Consider the following 7742-nt stretch of genomic DNA (forward strand, 5'->3'; position numbering starts at 1 on the left):
CCCCTTCTTGCCGCTGCGGTGCTGTCTCAGTAGACTAGCCGCGCGTGGTGCGACGCTTGTCTCTTTCTCGCACCGTTGATTCCTGCGGCCCCGTAGCGCCCTCATGAAGCCTGATTCCCTGCCGGCCCCTGCGCCCGCTGTTGTACCGCGACTGGTGCGCTTGAGGACGCTTTGGCCACGGTGGCGTCCGTGGCTGATGGTCGCGCTGGCTGTCGTGCTGGGCGTGTTCATCCTCGAAGGGCTGCAGCGCGTGCTGGCCGAGGTGTCTTATGACGACATCCTGGGCGCCGCCGCCGACACACCGATATCGTCCCTGCTGCTCGCCCTGCTCGCCACTGCGGCGAGCTACGTGACGCTGGCCGGCTACGATTTTTCCAGCCTGCGCTATGCGGGTGCGCGGCTGCCACGGCCCACCGTCTTTCTCACGTCCTTCATCGCCTATGCGCTGGGCAACAGCGTCGGCCTGGGCGTGCTCACCGGGGGCGGGGTACGCATGCGGCTGTTCGCCGCGGCTGGGCTGGAACCCTCGGCCATCGCCAAGGCTGCGGTCTTCAATGCGCTGGCGTTCGGCCTGGGCATGGTCGCGTTCGGCGCGCTGGGCGTGCTGTGGGGGGCGGCCGAGGTCGCACCGCTCCTGCGCGTGCCGGAGTCGTTGCTGCAGGTGCTGGCCTTCGCCTGCCTGGGCGCGGTCGCCGCCTTCATCGCCGTCTGCGGCTGGCGTCGGCATCTCGTCCTGGGCAAGTGGCGCATGCCGCTGCCCACCGCGGGTCTGGCGCTGCGGCAGTTGCTGATCAGCGGGGTCGAGCTGGCCGCTGCCGCTGCCGCCCTCTGGTTCCTGCTGCCGTCGGGCACGGTGGGCCTGCCCGAGTTTGCCGCGTTCTACGTGATGGCCATCGCGCTGGGCGTGATCAGTCACGTGCCGGGCGGCCTGGGCGTGTTCGAGGCGGTGATCCTCCTGGGCCTGGCCGGCACGGCGCCGGCCGGCGAGATCGCGGCGGCACTGGCCCTGTACCGGTGCCTGTACTTCCTGCTGCCGCTCGCCCTGGCCACGGTGCTTCTCGCCGTGCTCGAAGCCCGCGCGAGCCGTGCGGCCGCGCCGATCGCCCGCGCCGCCCGCCGTCTTGCGCCGCGCCTCGTGTCAGCGCTCACGCTGGTCACCGGGATCACGCTGCTCATCTCGGGCATCACGCCCACCAGCGAGACCGCGGTCGAATCCCTGGCGGGGCACCTGCCGTTGGCGATGGTGGAGGCCTCTCACCTGGTGGGCAGTGTGGCGGGCTTCGTCCTGCTCCTGCTCGCCCGCGGTCTGGTCCACCGGCTGAAGGCCGCCTGGTGGGGCACGGTGTTCGCCATGGGGCTGGCCACGCTCGTGGCGCTGCCCAAGGGCATGGCGCTGCCGGAACTCGCGCTGCTGGTCGGATTCTTCGCGCTCTTGCTCCTCACGCGTCGGCAGTTCGACCGCCCCTCGTCGCTCCTGTCGCAGACGTTCGAGGCCGGCTGGCTGATTGCCGTGGCCTGCGTGCTGGGCGGCTGCGCCTGGCTGCTCTTCTTCGTCTATCGCGACGTGGAATACAGCCGCCAGCTGTGGTGGGAATTCGCGTTCGACGGCCACGCCCCGCGCGCATTGCGCGCTTTGATGGCCGTGTCGCTCCTGGCCCTTGGCGCAGGTCTCTGGCAGCTCATGCGGCGTCCGTCGGGCAAGGTGGTGCGGCCCGACGCCGCCGCTCTGGACGCCGCGCATGCCGTGGTTCGCACGCAGCCGGTGGCAGATGCCGCTCTGGCGCTGATGGGCGACAAGAGCCTGCTCTTTTCGCCCTCCGGCAAGGCCTTTCTCATGTTCGCCAAACAGGGCCGCTCCTGGATCGCGCTGTCCGATCCGGTGGGCTTGCGCAGCGAGTGGCAGGAGCTCGTGTGGCGCTTCATCGAGATGGCGGATGCCCATGGTGGGCGGGCGGTGTTCTACAAGACCCGGCCACACACCTTGCCGCTGTACCTGGACGCCGGGCTGCGCGCCTGGAAGCTGGGCGAGGAGGCCTACGTGCCGCTGCCGGAATTCAGCCTGCAAGGCCCGCGCCGCGCGAAGCTGCGCCAGAGTCTGAGCCGTGGCGAGCGTGACGGCCTCGTATTCGAGATCCTGCCGTCCGAGGCCGTGCCGCAGGCGCTGCCTGAGTTGAAGCGGGTCTCGGACGCCTGGCTTGCCATGCACCGTGCGCAGGAGAAGGGCTTCTCGCTCGGCGGCTTCGATCGGACCTACCTGCAACGCCAACCCGTGGCCGTGGTGCGTCACGTGCAGCCCGATGGCAGCCAGCCGATCGTGGCCTTCGCCTCGCTCATGGGCCCGCAGAGCGAGCGCATCGAGATGGCCGTCGACCTGATGCGGCATGTGCCCGAGGCGCCCGCCGTCACGATGGAGTATCTCTTCGTGCGGCTGCTCACGCATTTCCAGGCCGAGGGGTATCAGCGCTTCAATCTCGGCATGGCGCCGATGTCCGGCATGGCTGAACACGAGCTCGCCTCTGCCTGGCATCGTGCCGCGCGGCTGCTCTTCAATCATGGGGGGCGCTTCTACAACTTCCGCGGCTTGCGTGCGTTCAAGGAAAAGTTCGACCCCACCTGGGAAGCGCGCTACATGATCTGCCCGCGCGGGCTTGCGCCCATCTTCGCCCTGGCCGATACCACCACCCTGATTGGTGGCGGCCTGAAGGGCGTGGTGGCCAAATGAAAGCACGACTCGTCCTGGCGATGCTCGTGGGCACGCTGCTCGCAGGCGCTGGCAGCCGCATGCACATTGGCCCTACCGTGGTGCGCTTCTCGCACGGCATCTTCGACGACATTCCGCTGTATTTGCCCCATGGGCCCGCACAAAACGTCGTGCTGCTGCTGTCGGATCGCGACGAGCGTGACCGCGACGCCGAGGCCCTGGCGCTGCCGCTGGTGGCCGCGGGTGCATTAGTGGCCGTCATCGACACCGACGACCTCTACGAGGCCCGCAAGGACGAGGACTGCTTCTCCGTGGAGGGCGACCTGGACAACTTCGCGCGCAACGTCCAGGGATTCCTGCGGCTGCCGTCGCCCCACACGCCCATCGTGGCCGGGGAGGGCGAGGGCGCTTCACTGGCCTATGCGATGAGTGCTGAGGCGCCCGAGGGTGCCTTCCTCGGCACGCTCACGCTGGATTTCTGTCCGTCGCTGCGCCCACCCGTGCCCTTGTGCGAGTCGAAGTACGCCCGCGAAGGCAAGCGTGGCGAGCCAATCGCGCTGATGCCACCGCCAGGCCTGCCTGGCCCGTGGCAAGCCGTGCAGACGCCGCAGGCATGCGCGGGCGTGGATCCCGCGGGTTTCGTCCGCGCGTTGCCGCAGGCCACGCTGCATGAGGCCGTTGCGACACCGCCGTCATCCGGGCGCGGGCCGGACGTCACCCAGACCTGGCGTGCCGGCTACGCCGCGCTGGCAGCGCTGGCGCCGCCTGTGGTGGCGCCGCCCGCCGCCGTGGCGGATCTGCCGCTCATCGAAGTGCCGCTGCCACCCGGCGCGCCAGCTGCACACACGCTGGCATTGCTCGTCAGCGGCGATGGCGGCTGGGCGGACATCGACCGCGAACTGGCCGCGCGGCTGTCCCGGCAGGGCATGCGCGTGCTGGGGATGGATGCCTTGCGCTACTTCTGGGGTGCGCGCACGCCGGACGGCCTGGCCGCCGACGTGGATCGTGCGCTCACCTTCTATCTCGAACGCTGGAAACTCGACGACGTCGTGCTGATCGGCTTCTCGCAGGGGGCCGACGTGCTGCCGTTCGCGGTGAACCGGTTGCCCGAGGCCACGCGCGAGCGCGTGCGGCGCACGGTGCTGCTCAGCCCTGGCCAGCTCGCGGCGTTCGAGTTCCGCGTGTCGAACTGGCTGTCGGCATCCGACGACGGCCTGCCGGTGCCTGCCGAGATCGAACGCATGCCGGCCGGCATGGCCTGGTGCGTCTATGGGGTCGAGGACGAAGGCAGTGCGTGCCCGACGTTGCCTGAGGGCAATCCCCCGCGCACGCAGTTGCCGGGCGGGCATCACTTCGATGAAGCCTATGACGCCGTGGCCGACGTCATCCTGAAAGCCGTTCGCGCTCAGCCCTGAGCGAAGGATTGCACGAGCGCCTGTGCGGCGGCCTGACCGCTGCGCACGGCGCCTTCGAGCACACCGGGATAGCCAGTGTCCGTCCAGTCGCCCGCGAGGACGAGCCGTGGCCACGGCGTGCGCACGTCGGGCCGCGCAAGGCCGGGTACGGCCGCGAACGTGGCGTGCTTGTCGATGACGAGCTTGCTCGCCAGCACCTCGGGCAGGTGGACCTCTGCTCGCAATTGCGCCGTCAACGCCTGGGCTGCCTCGCCCCGGGGCAGGGCGGCCAGGGCCGTGGCGTCACTCACTACCACCGTGATCTCCGGGTCCGCACTGCGCAGGCCCAGGAGCCGGGTGCGGTCAAAGAGCCACTGGCCATGCCGCCCCTGGGCGGGATCGTCCTGCAGCATCACCATCGGGGCGGGCCAATGCGCAAGCGGGCGGGCCAGGCGCAGCGTGAAGGTGCCGATCGGCAGGAAGCTGAAGGCGTCCAGGGTGTGTTGCAGCGCCGACGCATCGGGCAACGGCGCCAGCAGGCGTGCGGCACGGGGCGGCGGCACCGCGAGCACCACGGCGTCGAAGGTCTCGTCGTCGACGTCGACCGCGTCCGGACGCACCGCGAGCTGGCGCACCGGATGGCCGTAGCGCATGTCGCACAGCGCGGCGGCGGCATCCGGCCACAGGGCGGAGAGATCTGTGCGTGGCAAAAGCAGATCGCTGGCTTCGCGCGGCGCATCGAGCGTGTCCCGCAGCACGGCGCAAAAGAGCGCGGCACTGGCGGCGTCGGTCGTCGTATTGAGCGCGGCCAGGCACAGCGGGCGCCACAGCCGCTGCACCAGGGCATCGGGCTGCCGATGCTCGCGCATCAGATCCGTCACGGTGGCAGCATCCGGTCGCCACGCGCGGCGCTGCAGGCTGCGCACCAGCCGTACGGCAGCCAGTCGTTCCGCCCAGGAGAGCCCGCGGGCGCCGAGCAGGGCAGCAGCCGTGTGCAGCGGCGCGGGCAGGCGGGGGGCGCGCAGGTGGAAGCTGCCGTTCGGCGTGGCAAGCGTGAGCGGCAGGCGCCAGAGGTGCTCCGCGGGATTCCGGTGCAGGCGACGCATCAGTGCAAGGGTGGCGCTGTAGGCACCCAGCAGGATGTGCTGGCCATTGTCCAGCGGTGCGCCAAAGCCCGCGTGGGCCGACAAGCGCTGCGCCCGTCCCCCCGGCGTGTGGCCGGCTTCGAACACGGTGACCGCGTGGCCGGCGTCGTGCAGGGCCACGGCCGCGGCGAGCCGGCCCAGCCGGCACGATCACGGCGGCGCGCCGTGCGGGCATGGCGCCGCCCGACAGCCGGGACGTCATGGGCGCGAGAGCGGCGGCAGCGTCACGCGGCCGCCGCGCACCCAGGTCTTCCAGGCGATCCAGAGCTTGCGCAGCGGCGTGAGGCTGATGCGCTGCTGCAGCACCGGATAGCCATCGCGATCGATCTCCACCAGCACGGCATGGTAGATGGCTGCCATGATGAGACCGGGGCGCTGCGCGCGCCGATCCGCCTCGGGCAGCAGCGAGATCGCATGGCGATAGACGCCGTCCGCGCGCTCGGCCTGAAAGCGCATCAGACGCGTGAAGTTCTCCGTGTGCTGGGCATTCAGGATCTCGGATGCCTTCACGTTGAACTGCTGCAGATCGTTGATCGGCAGGTAGATGCGGCCGCGCCGGGCATCGTCGCCCACGTCGCGGATGATGTTGGTGAGCTGCAGGGCCAGCCCCAGCTGCCGGGCATACTCGAGCGTGGCCTCGTCGGTGTGACCGAAGATGCTCGCCGAGAGCTCGCCCACCACGCCGGCCACGTGCCAGCAATACTTGGTGAGGCCCGCGTAGTCCAGATAGCGGTTCTGCGTCAGGTCCATCTCCATGCCATCGATGATGGCCAGGAGCTGTGGCTTCCCGATATGGCAGGTCGTGAGGTGCGGCTGGAGCGCGCGCGTGACGGGGTGGTCCGGCTTGCCCTCGTAGAGCGCTTCGATCTGGGTGCGCCACCACGCGAGCTTGATGCGCGCAATCGAGGGGTCACTCACCTCGTCGACCACGTCGTCCACCTCGCGGCAGAACGCATAGAGCGCCGTGATGGCGCGCCGGCGCTCGGGTGGCAGGAAGAGAAAGCTGTAGTAGAAGCTCGAGCCGCTCTTCGCGGCCTTGTCCTGGCAGTACTGGTCGGGAGTCATGGCAAGGCCGGCTGCGCAAGCACCGCGCGGCGGTAGGTCAGTGCCTGCCGGGCGATGGCCAGCCAATCGGGCCGGGCCAGCGTCGGGCGGGCGTTGAAAACGTCGTAATCCGCAGCATCGATGCGGTGCAGGATGCGCAGGCCGCCGCATACTACCAAACGCAGCTCCCAGCCGATGCGCCCCGGTACATGCAGGGCCAGCGGCGCGCCGCGCAACAGAAAGGTTCGGGCGCGCGCCACCTGCTGTCGCATGAGGGCGCGCCAAGCGGGCGAGCCCTGGGCTGCGGCCACGTCGCTGGCATCGATGCCGGCGGCGTGCAGATCGGTCAGCGGCAGGTAGAGTCGGGGCTTGCGCAGGTCGATGGCCACGTCCTGACAGAAGTTCGTGAGCTGCAACCCCGTACAGATCGCGTCGGATTCGGCCAGATTGCGCGCATCGACATGCCCATACAGGTGCAGCATGATCTCCCCCACCGGATTGGCCGAGCGCGTGCAGTAATCCAGGAGCTCGGCCTCGTCGGCGTATTCGGTCTTGGTGACGTCCTGGATGAAGGCCAGCAGCAGCCGATGCAGCGGGCAAACAGGCAAGGCATGTCGGGCGAGCGTCTGCGCAAGGGGGCCAAAAACGGCCTGCGGCGCGTCTGCGGGCAGCGCCACGCCTTGATCGATCGCGTCGAGCGCCTGCTGATAGGTGCGCAAGGCCGCCAGGCGCGCTGGCGCGGCAGCATCGCCCTCGTCCGCGATGTCGTCGGCCGTGCGGGCGAAGCGGTAGATGTCGGTGACGGCCGGGCGTAGGCGGCGGGGCAGCAGGATCGACGCCACCGGAAAATTTTCGTAATGATCAACGGCCATGGGCGCCATTGTGGCATGAGTGTTGTCCCGGGGTTGCGAGGGGCTCAGCCCTGCGTGATATAGTCGTTTTTTACAGTGTTAAGTTTAATTTTGTTGCGGATGGGCCGGCCATGGCGGTTGCAGTCCAGCAGTCGAAATTCCGGGCGCCGGGCCGCGTGTCCCTGGCATTACTGGCCGGCTTGGCACTGTTGATCGGATTGTCGGGATGCCGGCCAGAGGCCGCCCATGCGCCGGAAGTCATCCGCCCCGTCCGCACCCAGCTGGTCTCCCCCGAAACCCTCGACGTCGTGGGTGTGTTTCCCGGCGACGTCCGCCCTCGCGTCGAGTCCCGGCTCGGCTTTCAGATCAGCGGCCGCCTCGCGGAACGCCAGGTGCAGCTGGGCGACACCGTCACCGCAGGTCAGTCGCTCGCGCGGGTCGATCCCCAGGATCTCGAACTCGCCGAAGCCGGTGCGCGGGCCGAGCTCGCGGCGGCACAGGTGGAGGCCGGCCGCACCGACGCCGATCTGCAACGCTACGCGCGGCTGCGCGAGACGGGGCTTCATCAGCCAGGCCGAGTTCGATCAGCGCCGGGCCGCGCGCGACG

At 69.6% G+C, this 7742-nt stretch carries 4 protein-coding genes and 2 pseudogenes; 3 read left to right on the plus strand and 3 right to left on the minus strand.

Annotation, left to right across the window (positions count from 1 at the left end):
• Positions 1-196 precede the first annotated feature (196 nt).
• Together mprF and IMZ29_RS17090 are read left to right on the plus strand one after the other, a co-directional pair.
• Positions 197-2722, plus strand: coding sequence for a bifunctional lysylphosphatidylglycerol flippase/synthetase MprF (gene mprF, locus IMZ29_RS17085; protein ID WP_253207209.1), 2526 nt, complete (start codon positions 197-199; stop codon positions 2720-2722).
• Positions 2719-4116: a virulence factor family protein gene (locus IMZ29_RS17090; RefSeq protein ID WP_216186343.1), complete on the plus strand. Its 1398-nt coding sequence runs from the start codon at positions 2719-2721 to the stop codon at positions 4114-4116. The genes mprF and IMZ29_RS17090 overlap by 4 nt, the downstream gene beginning before the upstream one ends.
• Here the strand turns inward: IMZ29_RS17090 and hpnE are convergent.
• The 3 genes and pseudogenes from hpnE to hpnC form a co-directional block, all read right to left on the minus strand.
• Positions 4107-5386, minus strand: a pseudogene (gene hpnE / locus IMZ29_RS17095) (hydroxysqualene dehydroxylase HpnE); the annotation flags it as partial. The gene IMZ29_RS17090 and the pseudogene hpnE sit on opposite strands and share 10 nt — an antisense overlap.
• Before the next feature lie 52 nt (positions 5387-5438).
• A complete protein-coding gene (gene hpnD, locus IMZ29_RS17100) occupies positions 5439-6305 on the minus strand; it encodes a presqualene diphosphate synthase HpnD (protein ID WP_216186345.1) in 867 nt (288 codons plus the stop codon).
• Positions 6302-7156 (minus strand): squalene synthase HpnC, encoded by an 855-nt coding sequence (gene hpnC, locus IMZ29_RS17105; protein WP_216186347.1) that lies wholly within the window; start codon positions 7154-7156, stop codon positions 6302-6304. The genes hpnD and hpnC overlap by 4 nt, the downstream gene beginning before the upstream one ends.
• A gap of 110 nt (positions 7157-7266) precedes the next feature.
• Here hpnC and IMZ29_RS17110 point away from each other — a divergent pair.
• Positions 7267-7742 (plus strand): annotated as a pseudogene (locus IMZ29_RS17110) (hypothetical protein); the annotation flags it as partial.

Source organism: Verticiella alkaliphila, assembly GCF_018904615.1.
Taxonomy (GTDB): Bacteria; Pseudomonadota; Gammaproteobacteria; order Burkholderiales; family Burkholderiaceae_B; genus Verticiella; species Verticiella alkaliphila.

Excerpts from the sequence above, each read along its gene's own strand:
- mprF (WP_253207209.1), top strand. The coding sequence starts at position 197 with ATGGTCGCGCTGGCTGTCGTGCTGGGCGTGTTCATCCTCGAAGGGCTG.
- IMZ29_RS17090 (WP_216186343.1), top strand. The coding sequence starts at position 2,719 with ATGAAAGCACGACTCGTCCTGGCGATGCTCGTGGGCACGCTGCTCGCA.
- hpnD (WP_216186345.1), bottom strand. The coding sequence starts at position 6,305 with ATGACTCCCGACCAGTACTGCCAGGACAAGGCCGCGAAGAGCGGCTCG.
- hpnC (WP_216186347.1), bottom strand. The coding sequence starts at position 7,156 with ATGGCCGTTGATCATTACGAAAATTTTCCGGTGGCGTCGATCCTGCTG.